Here is a 25,115-nt window from a genome sequence, read left to right on the forward strand (position 1 = left end):
GAACGATTTATTTGCGTGTCCGGCATAAAGCCGAACAGAAGATTAAATGATAAACTTGTTAAAGAACTCGTCGAGTTTGCAGCAATTGCTGCATGATTCGTATATTAAATAATTAACGAACTATTGAATTATTCCAAAAATGTTTTTTTATAGAATGCCTTGCCCCATCATGGCTTTTGCAACTTTCATAAATCCGGCGATGTTGGCGCCTTTCACATAGTTGACATAACCATCTTCTTCCGTACCATATTTCACGCAATTTTCGTGAATATTCGACATGATCCATTTCAGCTTGTTGTCCACTTCTTCGGCACTCCAACTGAAACGTTCGGAGTTTTGAGTCATTTCGAGCCCCGAAACCGATACACCTCCTGCATTGGCTGCTTTGCCCGGAGCATATAGAATTTTATTCTTTTGAAATACATCTACGGCTTCGGGGGTACTCGGCATATTGGCACCTTCCGAAACGGCAAATACTCCGTTGGCAACCAATGCCTCAGCATCACTTTTGTCGATTTCGTTTTGTGTAGCTGATGGCAGAGCGATATCTCCTTTTTCGTGCCAGGGACGTGCACCTTCAACATATTTGCACCCGTACTCCTCTGCATATTCGCGAATTCGGCCGCGATAAAGATTCTTGAGTTCCATCACGTATTTCAGCTTTTCTTCGGTAATTCCGTCCGGATCGTAAATATATCCATCAGAATCGGAAAGAGTAACAGGAATTGCACCCAATTGTATCAATTTTTCGCAAGTATATTGTGCTACATTACCCGAACCGGAAACGAGGCATTTCTTACCCTTGATGTCGATATTTTTGGTTTTGAGCATTTCCAACAGAAAATATACGTTCCCGTAGCCTGTTGCTTCGGGACGAATGAGTGATCCGCCAAACTCCTGGCCTTTTCCGGTGAATGTTCCGGTGAACTCGCCCGAAAGTTTTTTGTATTTGCCAAACATGTACCCAATTTCGCGACCGCCGACACCAATGTCGCCCGCGGGAACGTCCATATTTGGCCCGATTACTTTCCATAAACCTTCGACAAATGCCTGACAGAATCGCATGATTTCGGCATCCGATTTACCGCGTGGCGAAAAGTCTGAACCACCTTTGGCACCTCCCATCGGAAGTGTGGTGAGTGCATTTTTGAATGTTTGTTCGAACGCTAAGAATTTTAGGATAGAAGGGCATACTGATGCGTGAAAACGAATGCCTCCTTTGTACGGACCAATTGCGTTGTTGTGCTGAATACGATAGCCCATGTTGGTTTGCACTTTACCGCTATCGTCGATCCATGTAACCCGAAATGAGTGAATTTTGTCGGGAATAACCAATCGCTCAATCAAATTTGCTTTTTCAAACTCAGGATGTTCATTATAAACATCTTCAATCGATTCGAGAACCTCCTGTACTGCTTGGTAGTACTCCGGTTCGTTAGGAAAACGCCTTTTCAATTGAGAGACAACCTCTGATGTCTTCATTTAAATTCAGTTTAATAAATAAATAGTATAATTGAAATCGATCGCAAAAATACGAATTTATTTATAAAACGAAACAAAAATCGCCTGTAAAATATAAAAATGATGGCAAAAGATTTATTTCCTTATATTTTTGTAAACCGGGATAAAGACGATTGCACCCGAAAAAAGAATGGAAATCACGGTCATGGTTGTAATTTCTGCGTTGAGCAAAATGTAGATGACCAATGCAAACCAAAGAAGAATAATGGATACAATTTGTGTTTGTGATAATTTTTTGCGTGCCATATTTCAAGAAGTTATGGGCACAAAATTACAAAAAAAGGTATGAATGCAATTCATACCTTTTTCGAAATTCACAGAGAGAAAATGAAGAGAGAGATTATTGCTGACTCATTTCGATTGTGATATTGCTATTGTTGCGAACATCGATCTCCATGATAGACGGTTCGTACGAAATGAGTTCTGCTTTTACTTCATGTTTTCCCGGAGTGAGACGGCTCAGTCTGAAAACTCCGTCGAGATCCGTATACACCTTTTCTCCATCTACATAGACAACTACGCCTGCCAATGTTTCATTGTTCGCCTTGTCAATCACACTTCCGGTAATTTCAAGCGACACAGTCGCAGAAGTGGCTTCTTCAGCTGTTTTTTTTGCTGTTTTGTCATTCGCATCCGAGTTTGCAAAAGTGGTGAACGAAATCAGCAGTGATGCAAAGATTGATAATAATGTTTTCATAACCCGATAAATATGTTTTTTTATTTGTAATCTGTTTTTCGGATACAAAGTTTCAGTATAATTGTTACAGAACGGTTACATTATTGTTAAGAAATTGTGAATTTTTCGATAGCTTTCATTCGAAATCAATATTTTTTTTCGTCCACCAGATTTCCTTTTTCGTTCCACATACGCCAAATACCTGTTTTCGCCCCTTCGTTGTAGTTCATTTCATAGCGTTGTGTTCCCAATTCGTCCCAAATTCGCCATGTTCCGTGTTTCTTGCCGTTTTTGTATTCAGCTTCCGAAATTAGTTGACCCGAAATGTCATACGTTCTCCACAATCCATGCAATTTACCATCTTTATATGAACGGATTTCTTTGGGTTTTCGATTTTCGAAATACACCACATATGTGCCTTCCGGAAGGCCATTTTTTATCTGCATTTCGAGCCGAATTGTTCCGTTGTCGTAGTATTCTCGGTAATCGCCTGTGTAAAGCTGTGTTTGTTTTGGATCGGCGTAGTAATATCCTCCGTTTTCGTAAATTCGAGGAGACGCTTTACTTTGTATGTCTTGAGCGATGACTATGGCAATAAAGCATGTGATGGCGGTAAGCACAATTAATAATTTTTTTTTCATTCGAACGTATGATTTGAAAAGTCAAGAAATAATTTTTATATCGAGGCCGTTTTCTATTGTATAAAATTTATCATAAAAAGGGATGCCGTTGTGCATTCCCTTTTTATGACAATCTGATTTACGAAATTAAAAGTTTGTATATCCTGTCCAGGCGAAGATGTTCGACGCGCAGCCAGTATTGTTGTCGCTGAATGTTACAGTGCCGGTTCCGTTTGTGGTTTTCCCTAATAACGGGTTAGTCAATTGGTTTGTCAAATTTATACTTGAAGTGGCATCACCTGCACCTTTTCCATCGGTGAAGTCAACCAAATCGAGCGCCGCTCCCGTACCTTTAATGAGAGCATTGGTGATGGTTGCCTTTGCGCCGCGACGTATTTTGATAGCATCTTGCATTTGCTTCTTTACGTCAGTTGTATTGTACGGTAACTTCAGATCGATAGTCATATTAACTACTCTAAAGTTTGATTGCCCTTGCTGATCGGGAGTAAGACCATCCCAGTTGCCGTCCGCTTCTATACCGCGAGGATCTGATTCTGAGCTGATATATGCTGCCTCCCAAATGCCGTAAGCGTTTTCGAGCGTGCCGGTGTAACCTTGTGTGAAATCAAACATGTCATCATCCGGATTAACAGCGAGTAGATTTTTCACATTTACAGTTCCTCCAAAAAATTCGATTGCGTCGTCCGCTCCCTCAATTACGTAAATATTCTCGATTATTGTTCCGTTGCCTACACCATTCAGTGTCAATCCATTGTGTTCAACGTCGGCACTTGATTTTGCTCCTGTGAACTCGAGTTTGAGATAGGTGATTGATCCTGAATTGTCTGCCGGAATGTTTCCCCCGTATATATAGGCTGCATTGATTTCGGTAGATCCGGTAGTGTTTCCGGCCAATGGAGCTCTACCATTGATGACGAGGCCTCCCCAATGCCCTGCTTCCGCATTTGAGATATCGGCAGTCATTACGACCGGCTTGTCGGCAGTTCCGTTCACGTAGATTTTTCCACCCTGCAATACCAGAATGTAGTTGCTAAAGCCTTTTTCGGCTTTGATGACTGTTCCTGCAGGAATTGTCAACGTGGCGCCATCTTCTACAATTACAGGTCCGGTAATGGTATAGGTAATGTTTGCATCCAATGTTTTGGAGGTTTTAATCGATCCCGATAATTCTGATTCAGTTACGGGAGGCACAGTCGGTTCGTCGTTGTCGTCGCTACAAGAAGCTAAAACAAAAGGTGTAAGTATTGCCATACTTACCATAAATCTTAAAAATAACTTTTTCATTGTCAGATAAAAATTAGTGAATTAAAAATGAGTAGTCAGTCAATATTGGTTTGTTTATAATTCATAGCTTACGCCTAAGCTAAGATTTTGTCCTTTCTTAAATTCGTTGAGAATTACTTTATCGTCGGTTGTCGAGCTTTTGCGAGTGAGTTTGTAAGATGGATTCAGCACGTTCATCCATTTAAATTTTACGGACAGGTGTTTGTTGAATTTGTACGAAGAAACGAAATCCATTGTCGGTACGCCTTCTTCGATGATATCTTTAAAAGTTCTCGATCCGATGGTGTGAATTCTTTTGCTGAAATAATTGAAAACGAGAGAAGTCATCCAGACTCGTTCTTGATTTTGTAATTGATACGACACGTCGAAATTCGTGAGAAATGGAGCAGCGCCTTCCAATTGAGTATTTTTGGGATTGGTGTTGGCAATCTGAACCTCAAGGTTCGAGTAGGTGTAAGACGCACTGAATCCTGCCGTGAGTTTGTTGAGTTTTGTATGGTCGGCATTCGAAACATTCAGCAGATTTTTTCGGATTTCGAGTTCCATGCCCGCAACAGTAGCATAGTCGCTAATATTTGTGTAGGTCAGTAACCCTGCCGAATTGCCTTTATCTACACGAGCGATTGGGTGCTTGATATGCTTGTAAAATCCGGTTAGAGAAATCAATTCTGATGCTGAAGGATAAAATTCCCACTTCAAGTCGAGATTGTAGTTATCCGAAGGCTTGATTTGCGGGTCGCCTTGGCTTACAAAGCTAATGTTGACATATTGGTAAGGCGAAATTTCTTTTGATTGCGGCAATGTGTATGTTTTACTCACTCCGAGTCGGAGAATGTTCTTGTCATTTAAATCGTATTTCATATTGACGCTGGGCAGAAAATAGTTTTTTACGATTGATTCACTGCCCGGAGCGGTATGTTGCACACGGTGTTCAACGGTCATGTCAACATAGTCGTATTTCAATCCGACATTAGCCGTCAATTTCTTAAATAGTTGATAATCTGCATCTACATATCCTGAGTGGATGTACTTGGACACGTGATATGAATTGGGGTCGCCTTCGACCATCACAAATTTTCCTGCATCCATGTTGGATTGATTGTATAAATCATCCAACTTCAAATTTTCGATCGGGAAAGTTCCACTCAATGCATCGAAATAGTACTCTACTGCTTCAAAGTCATCATTTACAAAACGTCCGTTGTAACCTAAACGTATGAACGAGTTTTCGTTACCGAATCTATTTTTGAGTTGATACTTGATGTTGCTTTTGATGTTAAAGTCGTTTTCTTCGAGAGTCGAAAAGAATCGCTTTTGCCGATTGCTACCCGTTAGGATATAGGAAGTTTCGTTTACTTTCGACAAGTAATTCTCACGTCGATCGGGTTCGAGTCCTTTTACATAGTTGTGGGAACCTCCAAGATTGAATTCGAGTCCTTTTCTCAATTTCCACTTCGAGTTTAATTGGTTTGTTAAGAGAAGATTATCGTTGTTTTGCTGTCTTCGGTAAAATCCCATGTATGTTTCGCTATCCTGAAATTTTTCGGAATTATAACCATAATAATCTCCCACATACTGATCGTTTACGTGAATGAGCATGAAATTATAGGCCAAACGATGATGTTTGTTTAATTCCAAATCTACGTTTGTTAAAATCATTTGATGAATATTCCGGGAATATTTGTCGCCGGTCTGATCCTGAAAGATAGTACCGTCGGTTGTGGTGTTTTTTACTTTTTCTTCGGTAAACGAAAAATCGGAACTATGAGTAGCTACTACAAAAAACGATAAAGGGTTACGATTTTCCCCCAATCGAAACATATTTCCCAACGAAATTCCATAACTGTGATTCAGTGGCAGTTTCACTTCAGAAGGATCGAGGCTGTTCGGGAAATTATATCTCCCGGGTGTTGGTCTTGTGCTGTTTGCAAATCCGAAATAATCCACTCCATCCTGACGAAGAAAATTTTTGTTTGTCGCGCTGTCGTTTATTCCACCCGAAACATCAATACTTAGAGCACGATCTCCAAACAGTTGTTTCGATGTAATGTCGATCACGGCTCCGCCGGCATCACCTGTATTCGTTGCGCTAAATGCTTTGTTTACACTGATGTTTTGGATAATATCGGTCCCAAAAAAGCCGAGATTGATGTTCTTATATTCAGGATCTTCCGATGGAATCGGAAATCCATTCAGCGCAGTTGCATTATATCTGTCTCCCAATCCGCGTACAAATACATTTTTCACACCTTCTTGTTTCGATATTCCGGAAACTTGGGTTACAGCAGCCTCAGCGTTTCCGATGCCTTTTCGCGACAATTCTCGTGCACCCACTGCCTGTGTTGCCACGAGTGATTTTTTTTGCTCCAGCAAAAGAATGTTTTCACTCTCGCGATTTGCCTGAGCCACTACTTCTACTTCCTCAAGGGCATATTCGTCCGGCGTTAGAGCAAATTTCAGAATGGTTTCTTCGTTTTGGGTTACCGCTACACCGTTTTTCTTTTCGGGTTTATAAGCAACGTAAGTGATCACGAGAGTGTGTGTTCCGGCCGGAATGTTGTGTATTTCGAAATTTCCATCCAAATCGGCAGCGGCTCCCAAGGTTGTTCCTTCAATAAGTACCGATGCACCTATCAACGGTTCATTTGTTTTTGCATCGACAACGCTCCCTTTTATAGTTCCGGTTTGGGCTGATAATTGAGTAACGAAAACATAAAATACGATGACAATTGATAACCTGGCGTATTTTTGTATTTGATTTGCCATCCAATTTGCGATTTGTTTGTTCATTTATGAGTGCTTGCGAAAATTTCTGTACAAAGGTCAACGTTAAATGTTACAAAACAGTTACGAATGAATTACATTAATGTTAAGATTTAAGCATTAAAAAAACCGGCAAGAATATTCTTGCCGGTCAGCTTTTTAAACAGGTATCTATCGATTAGACAGATCCTTAGGCTATTTCAATCAGTGGAGCTCCCGCTTGTACGCTATCGCCGGAATTAACGAAAACATTGACGACTTCGCCTGTATATTCTGCCAAAATATCGTTTTCCATTTTCATAGCTTCCAATACGAGTACTCTATCGCCACGTTTCACCATGTCTCCCTTTTTAACCTCAACCTTCAAAATAATTCCGGGCATGGGACTCTCCATTTTCCGGCCTTTTTTTGCCGGCTCCGTTGTTTTTTCGGCTTGAGTAGTAGATTCGTTGACTGTTTCGGTTTGTTTGGAAGCCGAATTTTCTTTGAATTCCTTCTCGCGTAATTCTCTCAAAAACTTTGCTGCTACCGTTGGAAAAAGTTCGAGCAGAAGTTGGTCTTTTTCGTTTTTAGCCAAATGAACCCCACCATATTCGGGTAAAACAGGGTTGTCCTGTTTTTTGTAGTTTGAAGTGTCGTAGGGAGTTTCGACAGGCGAGCCCGTTATTTGTTCCCTGAATTTTGGATCGATGGGTACGGGTGTCTTGCCATATTCTCCTTTTACCAAAGCAATGAACTGATTTGACGGATTGGCATACTTGGGACGCCCGTTTTTGATATTCAGTGCGGAAGCAACGGCTTGAGCTCCCACTATCTGACTTGTTGGAGTTACAAGTGGAGGAAGTCCGGAGTCGAGTCTCACACTTGGAATCAGCTTCATGGCATCTTCCAAAATATCCATCGAATTAAATTGTTTGAGTTGTGCAACCATATTGGTGTACATACCCCCGGGAATTTCTGCATTTTTCACCAATTCGTCCGGAGCAGGGAAATTGAAATAGGCCTCGATTTTGTGACACGCATCGAGTAGGGCTTCTTCGTCGTTTCGTTTGGCTGCTTCGATCGCTTTATCAAATTCACGATCGATTTCGGCAGGAAGAGTATCGGTAAGAGGATTGAAAGGTTTGGGTATCTGTTTTACGGCATCAAATGCTTCGAGTTCATGACGTATCGAAAGCAATTCTTTATTGATCTTGGCTACGGCTTCCATATTTACGTCTAATTCAACGCCAAGTTTTTTGCAGAAGATATAAATCAATTCGATAGCAGGAGCAGCAGGACCACCCGCAAAGTTCCATATAACTGCATCGACAATATCAACACCATGAATGATCGCAGAGAGTACTGCTCCAAGACCGAAGCCGGGTGTGCAATGAGTATGAAAATCGATAGGGACGTTGAGATTTTTCTTGAATAGCGGCATTAAAGTGGCTACGCGCGAAGGAGGAATAAGCCCGCTCATGTCTTTAATCGTAATCATGTCAGCTCCCAAGTCAAGCATTTCTTTAGCTTTATTCAGAAAATATTGATCAGTGAAGACCGGTTCATGTGCCGGTTTTTTCTTTGGTTCTTCCTTCTTTCCAAATAATCCTGACAGAAACCCCTTTTTTTTCTTTTCTGTCTCCGGTTCATCTACATCATCGTATTTAGGATCAACCGTGTAGCAAACAGCACAATCGGCCATACCTCCATATTTTTTGATATATTTTACGCTGGCCTTGATGTTATCTACATCATTCAATGCATCAAAAATCCGCATGATATCGAGCCCCGAAGCAACCGCATTTTTGAAAAATCCGTCGATAATTTCGTCAGGATATGGAGCATATCCGAACAAATTTCTACCGCGAGATAAAGCCGTCAGTTTAGATGAATTTCCTACTACAGCTTTAATTTTTTCAAGTCTATCCCATGGGTTTTCGTTCAGATAGCGCATTACAGAGTCGGGAACTGCACCGCCCCATACTTCCATTGCGTAAAAATTGGCGTCTTTGTAGTAAGGTAGAACTTTGTCGATTTGCGATTGATTCATTCGCGTAGCGAATGCCGATTGTTGCCCGTCCCTCAAGGTCAGGTCTCTAATTAAAAGTTTCTGTTTCATACTGTTATGTTGATGTTCTAAGATAGAAATTTTAGATTTGTGTGTACGGAAAATTTATTTTTCGAATTCGTTAAATTAAACAACGCGCAAAAGCTGCTTTTTGTTTATATTTTAATTCATCATACATCAATAGTTCGGTAAATTTTTACGTAATATCCTTTTAATCAGATGATTATATTCTTCATTTTGTAATGCAAATTCACTACTAATAATCAATTAGTTATGAGTAACCTTTCTGAAAAAATACCGAACTGTTGCAAACATTAAATGTTTATAAAAATTTTGACAAATGGTATTGAAAAGCTTTTCAAGCATTGTTTATGCTGCATTTTATTCCCAATATTTTTTATGAGCTTCTCTGACAATGAATTTTTTCGGATAACAATCGATCAAAGAAATTGAATTTACGGATTATACAATAAAATTTTTCTCAATATATTTCTCTTTCCGTTTGTTACCCGCAATTCCTTTTGCAGATAGTTATCGATCGATCCGTACTTTTCACGGAGATAATCGAGAGTATAATTCAGATATGCTTGATTAACCGTTAAAACAGCCGTCAATGCTTCTTGAATATATTCGGGGTATCCTTCGGCATTTTCTACAACTTTGGTTATGTCAATAGTGTTATTCGAAAGCATGTATTCTTCTTCGAGCATATAATCGGGGACGCCAAGCGAATAAAGTATGAAGTAGCTCGCCAAACCGACTCGATCTTTCCCCAACGCTCCGGATAACAAAATCGGATAATTGCTTTCATCGATCAGGATATCGAAAAGCTCGGCAAACTCTTGCTTGTAGTCTTCAACAATTCCTACGTACATATCTTGTATGTATTTGATGGCATCGCTGCGACTGAAATTTCCCTTTTCAATTTTTTGATTTACCGTATCCATCCCCATCGACATTGGCAAACTTATTATTCTTATACCATTTCCAAGTCTGTTTGGATGAAGTTGAGCATTTTCTCTCGATCGAAAATCGACAACGGTTTTTATACCGAGTCTTTTTATTCGTTCTTTATCAAAAATATTTGCGCTGCTGAGGTCTCCTGACCGATAAATTCGGCCCCATCGAATTTGTTCGTTGTTAATAGTAAAATATCCACCTATATCTCTGAAATTCTTGATGTTATCCATCTCGATTATTCGATTGGCGATGATTCCGGAAGTTGTGTTGCCGGTTTTTAGGAAGAAATATTCCCTTATGCCGGCACCCGTGGGATTGAAGATTGCAAATTGATCAGTGATCTGGCTCGTTTTGACAGGAACAAAATTTGATAATGCACTGTCCGATATCGCCGAATATATATCTATCTGTCCTTCCTGATCGGGGCTTACCTCCCATTTCAGAAGAAAATCACCTTCCTTGTTCTTTTCGACTACCGATGTAATCTTCACCGTCGAGGCGCATGAACTCAGAAAAACAATAACGAAAATAAGAAATATACTACAATTTCGCATTTTAAACGTCATAAAAGCAAGCAAATATAGTGAAAACATTTTAGTATAACTTTTCGCGAGATTTGCATTAACAATAAATAATTGAGTTTAGGCGTATTTTTCAGTTATTTTCGACATCGGATAAAGTTGTGAAATTTTTTTTGCTAATAACCCTGCATTCGATTATCATTAACGATATTTATGATCTATTTTTGTAAATTTTTTATGGATAGTTGTATTTTTGTGTACGTGCACGCAGCGAATGGATAGCAAATATTGCAACAGAACGTAAAGGAAGCTAAGGTAAATATCATAAATATATTCAATATGTACGATTTATTTAATATTCAGGGAAGGGTGATTGTCATGACCGGTGGAACGGGAGTATTAGGTACCTCCATGGTCGAATATCTGGCAGCTCACGGTGCCAAAATGGCCATTTTAGCCCGAAATAAGCAAAAAGGAGACGAGTTGGTGGCAAAGATAAAATCGGATGGAGGCGATGCCATTTTTGTGCAAACCGATGTTACCGATGAAGCGGTTTTAAAACAAAATGCCGATCAAATCATTGCTACCTACGGCCGGATCGATGTACTGATTAATGGCGCGGGTGGCAATATGCCCGGAGCAATTATCGGTCCCGATAATACTATTTTCGACCTTAAAATTGACGATTTCAGGAAAGTTGTGGATTTGAATTTGATGGGAACGGTTATTCCTACCTTGATTTTTGCCGAGAATATGGTAAAAAACGGTCGCGGAAACATTGTCAACATCTCTTCCGAGTCGGCATTGCGCCCTCTCACTCGTGTCGCCGGCTATGGTGCAGCCAAAGCTGCCGTTTCGAACTTTACCAAATATATGGCCGGTGAGATGGCAACAAAATTTGGCGAAAATTTCCGCGTAAATGCCATAGCGCCGGGGTTTTTTATTACCGAACAAAATCGCACGCTCCTCACAAATCCCGATGGATCTTATTCCGATCGCGGCAAAAATATTATTGCCCATACTCCATTTCGCCGTTTCGGAGTTCCGGAAGATTTGCTCGGTACGCTGCATTATTTGGTAAGCGATGCTTCTAAGTTTGTAACCGGAACTTTTGCCGTTGTTGACGGAGGGTTTGATGCTTTCAGTATTTAATCAGAAAACAAAATAAAAATATGGCTTTAGAATTGAGAAAAGATGCACGATATGCGTTGGTTGTACCGACGAGTATGGGTGTTCGCATCACGCCCGTCAATGCACAGCCTGTTCACGTGAGCAAAATGTTTGAAATGCAGGCTACGAGTGCCGAAACCAATGTGGCAAGCATTAGCTCCTATCTGGGGCTCCCGGTAAAAGTTTTGACAACTTTCGTAAAAGATAGTCCGATTGCGAAGTTCATAAAAGCCGATTTAAAAAATCGTTTTATGGATTTTGAAGGTCCGGAAGTGGCACAAGGTGGCCCATGGGGTTATCGTCATCAATTTAATATTGCCGATAGCGGTTTTGGATTGCGTGGCCCACGTGTCCTCAACGATCGTGCCGGCGAGGTGGGTTGTACACTCAATGTGAAAGATTTTGATCTCGATCGGATTTTTGGGAAAGAAGGTGCCCAAATTGTTCATTTATCGGGCCTTATTGCGGCGCTTTCGCCCGAAACGGGCAATTTTTGCCTCGAAATTGCTCGAAGCGCCAAAAAATATGGATCACTCATTTCATTCGATCTCAACTATCGCGACTCTTTTTGGAAAGGTCGAAAAGATGAATTGAAAGGCGTTTTTCACGAAATAGCATCTTTATCGGACATCCTTATTGGCAATGAGGAGGATTTTCAACTATGTTTGGGTATTGAAGGTCCCAAAGCTGGAGGTGAAAATATCGAATCCGCACTGGATGCATTCAAGGGAATGATTCTGAATGCGACTAAAATCTATCCGAATGTATCGGTATTTGCGAATACTTTGCGCGAAGTGATTAGTGCAAATGAACATCTTTGGGGCGCAATCGTTTATGAAAATGAGAATTGGCATTCCATTGTTCCTCGTAAAATTAATGTGCTGGATCGGATAGGCGGTGGTGACGGTTTTGTAGGTGGTTTGCTGTATGCTATCTTGCGTCAATGGCCATCTGAGAAATGGATACAGTTTGCGTGGGCAAGCGGCGCATTGGCAACCACATTCCTGACCGATTATGCACAACCGGCTGACGAAGAAATGATCTGGAGCATTTGGGAGGGCAATGCACGGGTAAAAAGATAAAGACATCATAAAAATAAATTATACTCGAAAAATGAAAAAATTAGCAGATATCGGACTCATAGGGCTTGCTGTCATGGGCGAGAACCTGGTGTTGAATATGGAAAGCAAAGGCTTTACAGTTGCCGTTTTCAATCGTACGGTTGATAAGGTTGATGCTTTTATTAACGGACGCGGAAAAGGGAAAAATTTCATTGGTGCGCATTCGTTGCAAGAATTGGTGGCTTCGCTCGAACGCCCGCGTAAGGTGATGATGCTTGTGAAAGCCGGACAACCGGTGGACAACTTCATTGAACAGCTTATTCCGCTTCTTGAACCGGGCGATATTATTATCGATGGGGGCAACAGCCATTTTCCCGATACTATTCGCAGAACAAAGTATGTGGAAAGTAAAGGATTGCTTTATATCGGCACAGGAGTTTCCGGCGGTGAAGAAGGTGCCTTAAAAGGTCCTTCGATGATGCCCGGAGGTTCGCCTGCTGCATGGCCTTACGTGAAGGATATTTTCCAATCCATTTCGGCTAAAGTGGAAGATGGAACACCTTGCTGCGATTGGGTGGGCGAAGACGGAGCTGGTCATTTCGTTAAAATGGTGCACAACGGTATTGAATATGGCGATATGCAAATCATCAACGAGGCTTATCATCTCATGAAGGATTTGCTCGGCATGACTGACGATGAACAGCACGAAGTATTTAAAAAATGGAATGAGGGGAAATTGAATTCTTATCTGATTGAGATTACTCGTGATATACTTGCTTTTAAAGATGAGGATGGAAATCCGCTGGTCGAAAAAATTCTCGACAAAGCCGGTCAAAAAGGAACCGGAAAATGGACGGTTGATGCTGCATTAGATTTGGGTATTCCGTTGACGTTGATTGGCGAGTCGGTATTTTCACGTTGCCTCTCGGCACAAAAAGATCTTCGCGTGAAAGCCTCGAAGGAAATTTCGGGCACGAAACCCAATTTCAAAGGAGACAAACAACAATTCGTCGATGATTTGGAACAAGCAATTTATGCTTCGAAAATCATTTCGTATGCTCAGGGCTACGATCTGATGATGCAGGCTGCCAAAGAATATCATTGGAATCTTAATTATGGCGGCATTGCCTTGATGTGGCGAGGTGGATGCATTATCCGTTCGGTATTTTTGGGCGATATCAAAAAAGCATTCGATCAAAATCCTAATCTCGAAAACCTTTTGCTTGATCCGTTCTTTAAGCAGGCAGTGCAGTCGGCGCAGGAAAGTTGGCGCAGGGTTTGTGCTACGGCACTTCAAAACGGAATTCCGGTTCCGGCCATGACGTCGGCATTGTGCTATTTCGACGGATTCCGAAGCGAACGTTTACCGGCGAATCTGTTGCAGGCTCAGCGTGATTATTTTGGTGCGCATCAGTACGAAAGAATAGACAGACCACGTGGCGAATTTTTCCATACCGACTGGACCGGTCATGGAGGAAGCACCGCTTCGTCCACTTATCAAGTATAAATACTTTCATCTCATATTCCCGTCAGAAATTCTTTTTCAGGCGGGAATATTTTATTCTTAATCTGCATCTTTGGCATTTGGTAGCATAATAATGCTGAAGAAATTTTTTTTATAAAAAAGATGATTTACTATCAAAACGGTTCACCTCAAAATAATTTATCGAACGATGATCTTCACAGAGGACTGACCGAAGCATTGAATAAGTTGGGTGACCGAAAAAAAGTATTGGCGATTCCGCCCGATTATACCCGACTGCCAAGTCGTGCGGGCGAGCTTACCGAAATTGCCTGGAAATATTACCGGGAAAAATTGACCGATGTTCTGCCTGCATTGGGCACGCATTCGCCAATGACCGACGAGCAGATCAATCACATGTTCGGTGAGACTCCCCGAAATTTATTTCGCATTCACGATTGGCGTCATGATGTAATTACGCTTGGTGAAGTTCCGGCAGCATACGTTAAACAGGTTTCGGAAGGTAAAGTCGATTTTTCCTGGCCTGCTCAAGTCAATCGGTTGCTTGTAGAAGGGAACTTCGATTTAATTCTTTCTATCGGTCAGGTTGTACCCCACGAAGTCGCCGGTATGGCCAATTACAATAAAAATATTTTCGTCGGTACGGGGGGCACTGAGGGTATTAACAAAAGTCATTTTGTTGGTGCCGTGTACGGTATGGAGCGTATGATGGGCAGGTCGGATACGCCTGTACGTAAAATTTTCAATTATGCTTCTAATCATTTTGCATCGCATTTGCCGATAGTTTACGTTTTGACGGTAGTGGGTGTTAATAAGGAAGGCAATCAGCAAACCTATGGACTTTTCGTTGGCGACGACTTGTCGGTTTTCGATTTGGCTGCCCGGCTTTCGCTGGAAGTTAATTTTGAGATGGTCGAAAAGCCATTGAAGAAAGTCGTTGTTTGGCTCGATCCAACCGAATTCAAAAGCACATGGCTTGGAAACAAATCCATTTATCGTACCCGCATGGCCATTGCCGATGGTGGCGAATTGATTGTGCTTGCCCCCGCTCTCAAAGAATTCGGGGAAGACAAAGAGATCGACCGTCTTATCCGAAAATACGGTTATCATGGAACGCCTGCTACGCTGAAAGCCGTTTCCGAAAACGAGGAACTGCGCAATAATTTGAGCGCGGCAGCGCACCTTATACATGGATCATCCGAAGGACGATTCACGATTACTTATTGTCCCGGGAAATCATCGGAGAATCTCACAAAAGAAGAAATCGAAAGTGTTGGTTTTCGATGGGGCGATATCGATCGGGTCATCGAAGCATATCGGATAGAAACCCTCAAAAACGGATTCAATACTTTACCTGATGGTGAAGAAGTGTTCTTTATTTCAAATCCTGCTCTGGGTTTGTGGGCTCATAAGGATCGATTTGGAGAGTAGTCGTATTGTTAAAATTGTAAGAACGTGCAAAGAATTAACTAATTTTATTTGCACGTTCTTTTTGTTTCATATATTTTTGTGTACGTACACAGAATTAATAAATTTCATGATATCCTATTTCGGGGGATTTACCGGAAATTTTTGAACATAAGCCATAAAAAACGGAATTAGATTTTCCTTGGTAATTAGCGAAAACGGCAAGCTTTAGGTTCTCGTCTTTGTTTACCGTTTATTCGAAAAAATGAATTTAAATTTTATACAAATTGAGAAACAGATATTTATGGACAAAAGTATTTTTGATATCTCGGAGAAGATAGCAGTCGTAACAGGTGCAAGCGGCGTTTTGGGCGGAAGCATTGCCGAAAGTTTTGTGAAATCGGGAGTAAAAGTGGTGGTTTTGGGACGAACCAAAAGTCATGTTGATAAAAGAGTTGATGAACTCAAAATGTTAAGCGACAATGTGCTTGGCATAACCGCGAATGTTCTCGATATCCATGAACTTGAGAATGCAAACCAACTTATTTTATCCACATGGGGACGAATTGATATTCTTGTCAATTGTGCCGGAGGAAATATTGCCGGAGCAACATTAGAGCCCGATCAATCGGTATTCGAAATGGATCTCGAACTTTGGAACGAAGTCGTGAATCTGAATTTGAACGGTGCCGTTTATCCTTCGCTGATCTTCGGGAAATCGATGGCGCAGCAACAAAGTGGAACGATTGTCAACGTTTCGTCTATGGCTGCATTGGCAGCTATGACGCGTGTGCCCGGATACTCGGCCGCAAAAGCCGCAGTTACAAATTTCACTCAGTGGCTTGCAATGGAAATGGCCATGAAATATGGCGATCATATTCGGGTAAACGCCATTGCTCCCGGTTTTTTTATTGGCAATCAGAATCGTAATGTCTTGATTAATCCCGATGGATCGCTCACCGAAAGAAGTCGTAAGATTTTGGACAAAACTCCGATGAAACGTTTTGGCGACATCTCGGAGCTGAATGGCGCCGTTCAATTTCTATGTTCCGATGCTGCCCGATTCATTACCGGCGTCATTCTTCCTGTGGATGGAGGGTTTAGTATGTTTAGCGGTGTGTGATCTGCTGAAAAAATTGAGCTATGAAAAAGATATTATTTTCCTTTTTAATTGTTTTCCCATGTGTTTTGTTTTCACAACAACAATGGCGCTTTTCTGTACGCGTTGACAAGAGCAGTTTGAATCAGCCTTTATCGATACCGCTCGATAATATTTTGCGCGATAGCATTTCGGATAAACTGAGGTTGTTTGAGATTCTCGATGGAAAAGAAAATGAGATTGCTTGTCAGCTTGAAATAGGATATTCTTCGAAATTGTGGTTTATCCTGCAAGGTTTGACTTCAGCCGGATCGGAACGCAAATTTGTACTTAAGACAGTAGAGAAAAATCGGATGCCACTTCCTCATTCTTTCATAACATTAACGAAAAACAACGATGAATTGATAATGCAATGCCGGAATAAACCCATACTTGCCTATCGTTTCAGCACGATAAATCCTCCCGATGGCGTCTCTCCCCTGTTTAAAAAATCAGGATTCATTCATCCTTTGTTTTCACCCGAAGGTGAAATATTGACTCGTATTCAGGCTCCTGATCACTATCATCATTTTGGTATATGGGGACCATGGACATTAACAAAAATCAATCATCGAAAAGTTGACTTTTGGAATATCGGAGATGGCCTTGGAACAGTCAGATTTTCCGATTTATTGTTGCAAGTAACGGGACCGGTTTTCACAGAATTTGAAGTTTCGCAACACCATATCGACTTCGGGAATAAGGGCGAAGATCAAGTTGCTCTGAACGAAAAGTTAGATGTGCGAGCATGGAATTTGTCCGACAAGGTTTGGGTTATCGATTATACTACTACTATTAACACACCTCTTGATAGCGGCATACTGTTCGAAGCTTATCGTTATGGCGGTGGCATTGGCTTTCGTGCAACCGAAAAATGGACAAAAGACAATTCATCTGTACTTACTTCGGATGGAAAAACACGAATGGATGCCGATGGTTCAATGGCTCGTTGGTGTATTGTTGAAGGTCAATCTGAGACTAAATCGGGCCGATCCGGAATTTTGTTTTTGAGTCATCCTTCCAATCGAATGCATCCCGAACCAATGCGTGTATGGCCGATCGATGCCAATGGAGGAAGAGGAGACATGTTTTTCGAGTTCACGCCAATTCGTTATCAGGATTGGAAAATAGAACCATATCAAAATTACACGTTACGTTATCGAATGATCGTTTTCGATGGAAAAATGGACAAAGAGACGGCCGAGTTGTACTGGAATTCCTTTGGGAATGCACCCATCATTAATTTTACTAATAAATAAAATGAAACGCTTTTATATCGCTGCTACAATTTGGTGTATTGTATCGAGTTCCACTTTTTCACAACCTGTAATAACAGCTGACAAGACAGATGGAAAGATTGATTTTTATATCAATGGAAAACTATTTACATCTTATATTTTTTCTGAGAATGAAAAATATCCATTCTTTTTCCCCGTGAATGGCCCTTCGAATGCTTCCGTCACCTCGATGAGAAACGCAAATTATCCCCATCACAGTTCGTTGTTTTTCGGCTGCGACAGGGTCAACGGCGGAAATTACTGGCAGGAAGGATTGGAACGTGGACAGATTGTTTCTTTGAGGGTCAACATTCTGGAAACAGGAGGAGAGAAAGCCGTTATAGAAAACGAATGCATTTGGAAAAGGGAGCAGGCGGATGCTCCCATAAAGGACAAACGCCGGATTACGATTTCGGCGCCCTCTGCAGCTAAATTTCAGATCGATTTCGATATCACGATGGAAATGCTCATGGATGTGACCATAGAGAAAACGAACCATTCCTTATTCAGCGCAAGAATTGATCCCGATTTAGCCGTGATTAACGGGGGAACCATGATCGATTCGGAGGGAAACAGTGAAGAAAAAGGGACTTTCGGGAAATCGGCCGGCTGGATAGACTGTTACGGAACGCGGATGAACAAGTCCGAAGGAATTGCCATCCTGCAACACCCTTCCAATTATTGGTATCCTTCTCCGTGGTTTACGCGCGATTACGGCTTTTTTTCGCCGACGCCGATGTTTTGGCCACCCAATAATAAAAATATGACGCTCAAAAAAGGAGAATCCGTTAAGTTAAGGTATCGGGTTATTGTACATTCAGGAGATCACAAAGAGGCAAAGATAGCCGATGAATTCGAAAAGTATAAAACGGAATAAAAAATAAAAAATGGAAAGAAGAAAATTTATTAAAAACATGGCAGCAACAACGATGGGCGCTATTGTCATGCCGACAATCGTTCCTTCGAGCGTGTTCGGTAAAAATGCACCCAGCAACAAAATACAGATAGGCCAGATCGGATGTGGCCGAATTGCGCGCGATCACGATATGGCCGAAACTATCCGCTACGATCAGGCACAGTTTGTCGCCGTATGTGATGTGGACAGCAAACGATTGGTCGATGGAAAAAAATACGTGGATGATTTTTACTCGAAAAAAACGGGCAAAACCACCTATTCCGATGTAAAGATGTATGAGGATTATCGGGAGTTGTTGTCGAATAAAGATATCGATGCCGTCATCATCAGTACGCCCGATCATTGGCATGCGCAACCGGCCATTGAGGCAGCCTTGGCTAAAAAAGACATTTATTTGCAAAAACCCACTTCGCTGACCGTAATGGAAGGGCGTTTATTGAGCGACGTCGTGCGTCGGCAAGGCGTCATCCTGCAAGTCGGCACCCAGCAGCGATCTTCACCTCAGTTCCGAATAGCAGCCGAATTGGTAAGAAACGGACGAATAGGCAAAATTCATACGGTGAGAATAGGATTACCGGGAGACCCTCCGGGAGGAAATCCGAAAGAAATGCCTGTTCCCCAGAATTTGAATTACGATATGTGGTTGGGCAGCACGCCGGAAGTCTATTATACCGAAGATCGGGTACATCCCCGGCAGGGTTACGGAAGACCTGGCTGGTTGCGTTGCGAACAATTTGGTGCGGGCATGATTACCGGTTGGGGACAGCATCACATCGACTCGGCCGCATGGGGTATGGATACGGAATATACTGGGCCTGTTTCCGTGCAAGCTGTAGGCGAATTTCCAAAATGGGGATTTTGGAACGTACACGGCGACTTTATGGTAAAAGCAGAATACGAAAACGGCATTACCATGTATATTAGTCAAGGCTATCCCAACGGTATCCGTTATGAAGGGAGCGATGGTTGGATTTTCGTATCTCGCGGAAGCTATGTTGCCTCATCAAGCGATCCGGTAACCCAATCCAAAAGCGCAAAAGCGCTGGATGCCAGCGATCCGAAGATTCTTACTTCCGAAATAAAAGAAAACGAAATCCATCTCTACCAAAGCGATAATCAGCATGGCAACTGGCTGGATTGCATCCAATCAAGAAAAGAGCCTATTTCTCCCGTAGAAATCGGACACAGAGCTTGCACAGTTTGCCTGATCAGCCATATCGCTATGAAAATTCCGGGGAAATTGAAGTGGGATCCGAAGTCGGAAAAATTCACCAACAACGAACAGGCAAATTCCCTGTTAAGGCGTCCCCAACGATTTCCGTACGGAACGGATTATATAAAAATCAGTTAGATTGCTTTAAAAGAAAGAAGAAAATTCAAATGAAAAGAGAACTTTACCTGTTTGGAATAATTGTTTTTCCCCTGTTCTTCATCTCCTGCAATGCAAACAAAGAGAAGCAAGAAACGCATCAGCAAACGGTTTTCACGGGGAAGAGCGGAGAAATAAAACTGATCATACTTGATCCCGGGCATTTCCATGCCAGTCTGCTGCTGAAATTTCCGCAAAAACAAATCAACGACACGGTATATGTGTATGCGCCAAAAGGTGAGGAATTGAACCAATTCCTGTCAAGTATAGAAGATTATAATAACCGGCCCGAAAATCCTACAAGCTGGATACCGGTCGTTTATGCCGACAGCGATTATCTCGAGAAAATGATCGCCGATAAAAAAGGGAATGTGGTTATTCTGGCGGGAAACAATCAGAAAAAAACCGAATATATCCATCAGTCCATAAGTGCCGGCTATCATGTTCTCTCGGACAAACCGATGGTTATCGATGCAAAAAAATTCCCTATGCTGGAAGCGGCCTACGATACTGCTCGAATCAAAGGCGTTTATCTGTATGATGTGATGACCGAACGCTATGACGTTTTGAATGCCATCTCACGGGAATTATTGAAAAACAAAACGCTTTTTGGCGAACTTGAGCCCGGAAGTCAAGATAATCCTTCGATCCAACTGGAGAGTGTGCATCACTTCTATAAAAATGTTTCGGGGAACGCTCTTTTGCGACCTGCATGGTTTTACGATGTAGAGCAACAAGGCGAAGGAATTGTGGATGTTTCTACGCATTTGGTCGATTTGATTCATTGGATTTGCTTTCCCGATTCTACCATCGATTATAAAACTAACGTAAGAGTTCTCTCGGCTGAGCACTGGCCCACGAAAGTAACTCAAGCGGAATTTGAAAAATCGACCAAACTGAATGTTTTTCCCTATTATTTACAAAAGGATGTCAAGGACGGTTCGTTATATGTACTTGCCAACGGTAGAATTAATTACGAAGTAAATCATAAAAACGCTCAAGTAACCGTAATGTGGAATTTTGAGGCTCCAAGCGGTACCGGAGATACCTATAACGCTCTTATAACAGGAACAAAGGCATCCGTACGGATTAATCAAAACAAGGCGACAAAATATATCGAGGAATTATACGTAGAGAGGAACCAAGGAGTTGATCAGCAGATTTTCGATTTGGAGCTGAAAAATGAAATTGTTCGGTTGCAGAAAGCCTATCCCTCTATTTCATTGGAACGGATTAACGACCAAAAATATCATATTGTCGTTCCGATTGAGTCCAGACCCGGTCACGAAGATTATTTCGGCTATGTGGCACAGCAATTTTTTCAATATCTGGTCAATCGGGATATGCCCGAGTGGGAGATCAAAAATACCCTTACAAAATATTACATAACAACTACTGCCTTACAATTGGTTCAAGATAAGCTGATAGATTAACAACCTTTATTCATATTCATTATTCACTTTAATTTATAAATAACATGAAAGTAAAAAAAAGAAGTTTTAAGGCACTCCATAAACTAAGGAGTGGAATTGTCGATTTAAAACGCCTTATTGCTGTACTACCGATGATTATTCTATTCGCAACTCCATTATTCTCCTCTTCAGCAAAAGAGCCGAACAATTTAGGAATTTCAGAAAGTCAACAGTCAGGAAAAATCATAACGGGTAGAGTAACAGATAACAAAGGGGAACCTCTTATCGGTGTTAATGTAGTGGAAGCTGGCACAACGAATGGTACTGTAACCGATGTTGATGGAAACTATTCTTTAAAATTGACTACATCAAACCCAATTCTAAACGTATCTTACATTGGTTTTAAAACACAAATCATCAACGTGGGAAACAGAAGTGTGGTTAATATTTCAATGGAAGAGGAAACAAGTTTTTTGGATGAAGTTGTAGTTGTTGGTTATGGTACGATGAAGCAAAAGGATTTAACGGGTGCAATCTCTACTATCAAAACTGATGGTCTCAAAGCAGAAAGTCCCCGTTCTATTCAAGATTTGCTTAGAGGAAATTCTGCAGGATTATCCATAGGGTTTGCTAATTCGGCGAAAGGAGATGCCAGCTTGCAAATACGAGGCAAAAATACGCTCAAGGCAGGTTCATCGCCGCTCATTGTATTGGATGGGGTTATTTATGAAGGTTCATTGTCTGATATTAATCCAATGGATGTTCAGTCTATAGATGTATTGAAGGATGCCAGTTCAGCCGCTGTTTACGGTGCAAAAGCCGCAAGTGGAGTGGTTGTGATTCTAACTCAAAAAGGAGGAAAAGGAGGTAAACCTCTAATTTCTTTTAATACTTCGTTGGGAGTCGTAACGTCTGCTAACCAGCCTGATCTTCTCGGACCTGAAGGATTTGTTGAATATCGTAGAGCTTATGAAATTGGCAAAAATAGTGATGAATATTTGGCTAAATATCCTGAAATGTTCAACGATCCCCGCAAGTTGCAGTCAGTTAATCAGAAAGACTGGTATAATTATGACAAGAAAGACCCTGTTGAAACTTTCACAGAAGAAGATTTGTTGAGGACATGGTTGGCGCGGCTTGACTTTAAATCGCCTGAAATAGATAATTACATGAATAATCGAGTTACGGATTGGGCAAAAAAGGTCTTTCATACGGGATTACAACAAGATTATCAGACTAGTATATCGAATCGAACAGACGATGCATCTTATTATTGGTCTCTTGGTTATTCTGATAGAGAAGGGATTATTGTTGGGAATCGTTTTACTACATTTCGAACACGTTTGAATCTGGAATCAAATATTACGTCTTTTCTCAAGGTTGGATTGAATTCAGGTTTTTCTCAACGAAATGAAGGATTTTTGCAGTGTGACTGGGAACAAATGGTCAGAATTTCTCCTTATGGAGCCGATGAGATTGGAAATACAAGCGTTGACAAATATCTCTGGCGATATCCCACAATGGATGTGACTCCCGTCAATCCATTTTTCGACAACATGTATCGTGACAGAAAAGATCTGTATAATACACTGAATGCAAACCTGTATGCGATACTCAGTTTGCCATTCGATATTGAATATCAATTCAACTATACTCCTTATCTTGAATGGAGAGAATATTATAACCACGATTCCTCTAAAAACTTTGTTTGGGCAGCAAATGGCGGATCTGCAGAGAGAACAACACATAAAATTTATTCATGGCAAATTGATAACATTCTCCGGTGGAAAAAGAGATTAAATCAAATACATAATTTTGAGGCTACGTTTCTTATAAATGCGGAACAAAGACAATATTGGTCTCAGACCATGACTTCTTCCCAATTTTCGCCAAGTGATATTTTGGGCTATCATAGAATGCAGGCAGGCACAGTTCCTCTTAACTCAAGTAATGATACTTATAGGACTGGTGATGCTTTGATGGCACGATTGTTTTATTCGCTTAAAGATCGGTATATGATAACTGCATCTGTTCGTCGAGATGGTTATTCGGCTTTCGGGCAGAAAAATCCGAGAGCTGTTTTCCCTGCTATTGCTCTTGGTTGGACTTTCACCTCAGAAAAGTTTGCGGAGCCAATAACCAAATGGTTTGATTATGGAAAGTTGCGCGTTTCGTGGGGCGAAAATGGTAATCGTGATATTGGAGAATACGAAGCACTATCTGATATGACTTCAGGTCCGCATCCTTACATCGATCAAAATGGGAATGTCTATATCACGTCTCAAGTTTATGTGAATAGAATGTCGAATGCGAATCTAAAATGGGAAAGAACAGCATCATTTAATGTTGGACTAGATTTTTCATTTTTGAACAACAAAATCAGTGGATCTTTAGATACATACTCGGCAAATACCTACGACTTATTAGTAGACAGAGCTTTACCTGAAATAATCGGTTTTAATAGTGTTGCTGCCAATTTAGGCCAACTGCAAAATAAAGGTTTTGAAGCCACCGTTAACGTAACTCCTGTTTCTCAACCAAAATTTACATGGAATATTTCGGGGAATTTTTCTGCGAACAGGAGAAAAATTATTACACTATATGGAGATATGGTTGATATAAAAGACGAAGAGGGAAATGTCATTGGTCAAAAAGAGGCCGACGATTTGAAGAATCGTTGGTTCATAGGCCAAGATCCAGATAGAATTTGGGATTATGAACGTGTTGGAGTTTGGCAGAAAGAAGAAGCTGCTGAAGCTGCAAAATATGGTTTGCAGCCGGGCGATTTCAAATATAAAGATCAAAATGGAGATGGCGTAATGACTGATGCTGATCGCATATTTCAAGGATATAAAACTCCGCGCTATAGATGGAGTTTCAGGAATGAATTTATTTTTAACAAAAACATTTCTCTTTCATGCATGCTTTATTCATATTGGGGACAATACGATACTTTTAATCGTGCGGCAAATAGTTCGAATTTTCCTGATCGATGCTCCGAATATGTACAGCCTTATTGGACACCGGAGAATAAAATAAACGATTATGCGCGCATCGGATCAAAAAACATAGGAAATAATTATGTTGAGAAATCTTTTATTCGACTCGAAAATGTAACTCTTTCGTATGATTTTCCTAAATCAATTATACAAAAAGCTTATATCCAGAATATGCGCCTTTCATTTTCTGTAAGGAATGTGGCTGTTTTTGCACCACATTGGAATTTCTGGGATCCTGAGAACAGCAACCCGTCTCCGCGCACTTTCAATTTTAATTTGAATTTTACACTCTAAAATAGAATTGACATGAAAAAATTAATCAAGCATATATTATTAATAACTAAAGTTTCGCACTTCAGAAAGGGCTGAAAATAAAGGAGAAAAAAGAGATAAAAAAAGAAAAAAAGCAGCATATTTTGTCTAATATATCATTAAAAATGAGTATATTAGCTGCATAATTACCAAAA

General features: G+C 41.0%; 18 protein-coding genes. 10 read left to right on the forward strand and 8 right to left on the reverse strand.

Annotated elements, in window-relative coordinates:
- Positions 1-147: 147 nt before the first annotated feature.
- The 8 genes from EJN84_RS11750 to EJN84_RS11780 all read right to left on the reverse strand — a co-directional run bounded on the left by EJN84_RS11750 (position 148) and on the right by EJN84_RS11780 (position 10,386).
- Entirely contained in the window at positions 148-1,482 is a 1,335-nt protein-coding gene (locus tag EJN84_RS11750; protein WP_129595606.1) for an NADP-specific glutamate dehydrogenase, read from the reverse strand.
- A gap of 114 nt (positions 1,483-1,596) precedes the next feature.
- Positions 1,597-1,767: a hypothetical protein gene (locus EJN84_RS12305; RefSeq protein WP_165004327.1), complete on the reverse strand. Its 171-nt coding sequence runs from the start codon at positions 1,765-1,767 to the stop codon at positions 1,597-1,599.
- A 94-nt stretch (positions 1,768-1,861) separates the two neighbouring features.
- A complete protein-coding gene (locus EJN84_RS11755) occupies positions 1,862-2,218 on the reverse strand; it encodes a carboxypeptidase-like regulatory domain-containing protein (protein WP_129595607.1) in 357 nt (118 codons plus the stop codon).
- A 125-nt stretch (positions 2,219-2,343) separates the two neighbouring features.
- The gene (locus EJN84_RS11760; protein WP_129595608.1) at positions 2,344-2,838 is read right to left on the reverse strand and encodes a toxin-antitoxin system YwqK family antitoxin; all 495 of its coding nucleotides are present in this window, start codon (positions 2,836-2,838) and stop codon (positions 2,344-2,346) included.
- 126 nt (positions 2,839-2,964) lie between these two features.
- Positions 2,965-4,122: a hypothetical protein gene (locus EJN84_RS11765; RefSeq protein ID WP_129595609.1), complete on the reverse strand. Its 1,158-nt coding sequence runs from the start codon at positions 4,120-4,122 to the stop codon at positions 2,965-2,967.
- A gap of 54 nt (positions 4,123-4,176) precedes the next feature.
- The gene (locus EJN84_RS11770; RefSeq protein WP_129595610.1) at positions 4,177-6,888 is read right to left on the reverse strand and encodes a TonB-dependent receptor; all 2,712 of its coding nucleotides are present in this window, start codon (positions 6,886-6,888) and stop codon (positions 4,177-4,179) included.
- Between the two features lie 187 nt (positions 6,889-7,075).
- On the reverse strand, positions 7,076-8,986 hold the full coding sequence (locus EJN84_RS11775; RefSeq protein WP_129595611.1) for a biotin/lipoyl-containing protein: 1,911 nt from the start codon (positions 8,984-8,986) through the stop codon (positions 7,076-7,078).
- 404 nt (positions 8,987-9,390) lie between these two features.
- Complete coding sequence (locus EJN84_RS11780; RefSeq protein ID WP_165004330.1) at positions 9,391-10,386, reverse strand: tyrosine-protein phosphatase; 996 nt, start codon at positions 10,384-10,386, stop codon at positions 9,391-9,393.
- A 369-nt stretch (positions 10,387-10,755) separates the two neighbouring features.
- Between EJN84_RS11780 and EJN84_RS11785 the strand changes: the two genes are divergently transcribed.
- The 10 genes from EJN84_RS11785 to EJN84_RS11830 all read left to right on the forward strand — a co-directional run bounded on the left by EJN84_RS11785 (position 10,756) and on the right by EJN84_RS11830 (position 24,942).
- Positions 10,756-11,568, forward strand: coding sequence for an SDR family oxidoreductase (locus EJN84_RS11785; protein ID WP_129595613.1), 813 nt, complete (start codon positions 10,756-10,758; stop codon positions 11,566-11,568).
- Between the two features lie 20 nt (positions 11,569-11,588).
- Complete coding sequence (locus EJN84_RS11790; RefSeq protein ID WP_129595614.1) at positions 11,589-12,668, forward strand: PfkB family carbohydrate kinase; 1,080 nt, start codon at positions 11,589-11,591, stop codon at positions 12,666-12,668.
- Positions 12,669-12,699: 31 nt separating this feature from the next.
- A complete protein-coding gene (gnd, locus tag EJN84_RS11795) occupies positions 12,700-14,154 on the forward strand; it encodes a decarboxylating NADP(+)-dependent phosphogluconate dehydrogenase (RefSeq protein WP_129595615.1) in 1,455 nt (484 codons plus the stop codon).
- Positions 14,155-14,274: 120 nt separating this feature from the next.
- Positions 14,275-15,561 (forward strand): lactate racemase domain-containing protein, encoded by a 1,287-nt coding sequence (locus EJN84_RS11800; RefSeq protein WP_129595616.1) that lies wholly within the window; start codon positions 14,275-14,277, stop codon positions 15,559-15,561.
- Positions 15,562-15,841: 280 nt separating this feature from the next.
- Complete coding sequence (locus EJN84_RS11805; protein WP_101486509.1) at positions 15,842-16,660, forward strand: SDR family oxidoreductase; 819 nt, start codon at positions 15,842-15,844, stop codon at positions 16,658-16,660.
- 20 nt (positions 16,661-16,680) lie between these two features.
- Positions 16,681-17,934, forward strand: a complete 1,254-nt coding sequence (locus EJN84_RS11810; RefSeq protein ID WP_129595617.1) for a DUF6807 domain-containing protein — start codon at positions 16,681-16,683, stop codon at positions 17,932-17,934.
- Position 17,935: 1 nt separating this feature from the next.
- Positions 17,936-18,829 carry a DUF6807 domain-containing protein gene (locus tag EJN84_RS11815; RefSeq protein ID WP_129595618.1) on the forward strand — a complete coding sequence of 298 codons (894 nt, stop codon included), beginning with the start codon at positions 17,936-17,938 and terminating at the stop codon, positions 18,827-18,829.
- A 10-nt stretch (positions 18,830-18,839) separates the two neighbouring features.
- Entirely contained in the window at positions 18,840-20,219 is a 1,380-nt protein-coding gene (locus tag EJN84_RS11820) for a Gfo/Idh/MocA family protein (protein ID WP_129595619.1), read from the forward strand.
- Between the two features lie 29 nt (positions 20,220-20,248).
- The gene (locus EJN84_RS11825; protein WP_129595620.1) at positions 20,249-21,670 is read left to right on the forward strand and encodes a putative oxidoreductase C-terminal domain-containing protein; all 1,422 of its coding nucleotides are present in this window, start codon (positions 20,249-20,251) and stop codon (positions 21,668-21,670) included.
- A 44-nt stretch (positions 21,671-21,714) separates the two neighbouring features.
- Entirely contained in the window at positions 21,715-24,942 is a 3,228-nt protein-coding gene (locus EJN84_RS11830) for a SusC/RagA family TonB-linked outer membrane protein (protein ID WP_238944017.1), read from the forward strand.
- Positions 24,943-25,115 lie beyond the last annotated feature (173 nt).

It is taken from the genome of Seramator thermalis (assembly GCF_004138125.1).
Lineage (GTDB): Bacteria > Bacteroidota > Bacteroidia > Bacteroidales > Dysgonomonadaceae > Seramator > Seramator thermalis.

Excerpts from the sequence above, each read along its gene's own strand:
- EJN84_RS11760 (WP_129595608.1), bottom strand. The coding sequence starts at position 2,838 with ATGAAAAAAAAATTATTAATTGTGCTTACCGCCATCACATGCTTTATT.
- EJN84_RS11755 (WP_129595607.1), bottom strand. The coding sequence starts at position 2,218 with ATGAAAACATTATTATCAATCTTTGCATCACTGCTGATTTCGTTCACC.
- EJN84_RS11830 (WP_238944017.1), top strand. The coding sequence starts at position 21,715 with ATGAAAGTAAAAAAAAGAAGTTTTAAGGCACTCCATAAACTAAGGAGT.
- EJN84_RS11750 (WP_129595606.1), bottom strand. The coding sequence starts at position 1,482 with ATGAAGACATCAGAGGTTGTCTCTCAATTGAAAAGGCGTTTTCCTAAC.
- EJN84_RS11775 (WP_129595611.1), bottom strand. The coding sequence starts at position 8,986 with ATGAAACAGAAACTTTTAATTAGAGACCTGACCTTGAGGGACGGGCAA.
- EJN84_RS11785 (WP_129595613.1), top strand. The coding sequence starts at position 10,756 with ATGTACGATTTATTTAATATTCAGGGAAGGGTGATTGTCATGACCGGT.
- EJN84_RS11790 (WP_129595614.1), top strand. The coding sequence starts at position 11,589 with ATGGCTTTAGAATTGAGAAAAGATGCACGATATGCGTTGGTTGTACCG.
- EJN84_RS11765 (WP_129595609.1), bottom strand. The coding sequence starts at position 4,122 with ATGAAAAAGTTATTTTTAAGATTTATGGTAAGTATGGCAATACTTACA.
- EJN84_RS11825 (WP_129595620.1), top strand. The coding sequence starts at position 20,249 with ATGAAAAGAGAACTTTACCTGTTTGGAATAATTGTTTTTCCCCTGTTC.
- EJN84_RS11810 (WP_129595617.1), top strand. The coding sequence starts at position 16,681 with ATGAAAAAGATATTATTTTCCTTTTTAATTGTTTTCCCATGTGTTTTG.
- gnd (WP_129595615.1), top strand. The coding sequence starts at position 12,700 with ATGAAAAAATTAGCAGATATCGGACTCATAGGGCTTGCTGTCATGGGC.
- EJN84_RS11770 (WP_129595610.1), bottom strand. The coding sequence starts at position 6,888 with ATGGCAAATCAAATACAAAAATACGCCAGGTTATCAATTGTCATCGTA.
- EJN84_RS11805 (WP_101486509.1), top strand. The coding sequence starts at position 15,842 with ATGGACAAAAGTATTTTTGATATCTCGGAGAAGATAGCAGTCGTAACA.
- EJN84_RS11815 (WP_129595618.1), top strand. The coding sequence starts at position 17,936 with ATGAAACGCTTTTATATCGCTGCTACAATTTGGTGTATTGTATCGAGT.
- EJN84_RS11800 (WP_129595616.1), top strand. The coding sequence starts at position 14,275 with ATGATTTACTATCAAAACGGTTCACCTCAAAATAATTTATCGAACGAT.
- EJN84_RS11820 (WP_129595619.1), top strand. The coding sequence starts at position 18,840 with ATGGAAAGAAGAAAATTTATTAAAAACATGGCAGCAACAACGATGGGC.
- EJN84_RS12305 (WP_165004327.1), bottom strand. The coding sequence starts at position 1,767 with ATGGCACGCAAAAAATTATCACAAACACAAATTGTATCCATTATTCTT.